The organism is Kribbella sp. CCNWLW201 (assembly GCF_037203805.1).
In the GTDB taxonomy this organism is placed as follows: domain Bacteria; phylum Actinomycetota; class Actinomycetes; order Propionibacteriales; family Kribbellaceae; genus Kribbella.
Genome location: NZ_JBBCBQ010000026.1, coordinates 1 through 1,145, shown reverse-complemented (window position 1 = coordinate 1,145; position 1,145 = coordinate 1). Strand labels below are relative to the sequence as shown.

General features: G+C 62.8%; 1 protein-coding gene. It reads left to right on the top strand.

Annotated features, from left to right (window positions below):
• The first annotated feature begins 101 nt into the window (after window positions 1-101).
• Window positions 102-866, top strand: coding sequence for a GntR family transcriptional regulator (locus tag V9K99_RS42670; protein WP_337012808.1), 765 nt, complete (start codon window positions 102-104; stop codon window positions 864-866).
• Window positions 867-1,145: the final 279 nt, after the last annotated feature.

Genomic DNA, 1,145 nt, shown 5'->3' with positions numbered 1-1,145 from the left:
TCGACCGAGTCAACGCGCGGGACGATTACTAGACCGCTCCTATGGTTCAGTCTATGCTGGCGGTGTTCTAGAACACCGATGGGAGAATCTGAGGTCTAGCGATGCCCCCGAAGCTGGAGCGTCCCGCTCCGCCGTATCAGCAGATCGCCACCGACATCCGTACCCGGATCTCCAGTGGTGAGTTGCAGGCTGGCGATCTGGTGCCGTCTGTACGGGCGCTGATGCGTGACTATGGCGTGGCCATCGCTACTGCGCAGCGGGCGCTGTCCACTCTCCGGGCTGAGGGCTACGTCAAGCCCGAGCGTGGCGTGGGAAGCATCGTGACGACCGAGGAAGAGCGCGGTCGAGCTGCTAACGACCGTGTCGACAACTCCCGGCGTACCGGCAAGATCTATCCGACCGGAAGCTACGCGAAGATCACCGAGGCCGCGATCACTCAGGCGTCGGAGCAGGTTGCCGACGCGCTGGGCCTCAAGCCCGGTGCTCCCGTCATCCGCCGGGTCCGGACGACCTATCGGTCAGATGACAAGCCGGCCTCAGCATCGACGTCGTACTACCGCGGCCACCTGGCCGAGAAGGCACCTCTGCTGCTGAGCGCCGAACGGATCAAGGAGGGCACATTCGCCTACATCGCGAACGTCCTCAAGCGCGAGGTCGACGCCTGGCAGGACCAGTTCGAGCCGGCGGCCGCCACCGCTGAGCAAGCGGAGAGACTCGGTCTCGACGAGGGCGCCCTGATCATGGTCGGGCGCAACTGGATCTACGACGACACGGGCGAGGTCCTGGAGTACGGCGAAAGCATCACCTTCGGGCGCGTGACCTATCGGGGCCGACTCGGCGACTCTCCGACCCGCGTCTCGCGTTGACACTTAAGCGTCAACAATCAGTTACGAATTAGTCGTCCTTGGTGCTTGTCCGCTCAGAATAGGTGGTCTAGTATTCGAACTAGAACACCTGCTCAACGGGAGTAGGTCGGACGCCTGGAAGGGGCGATTCCTTATGAAGCTGACCATCGACACCACGGGCAAGACGTTCACGGTCACCAAGGCGGTGGAGGAGAAGAAGGACCAGAACGGCCGGCAGAAGGCTGACCGGAACACCAACGAGCTGCTCTGGTCGGTTCAGGTGATGGCGCTCGACGAGAC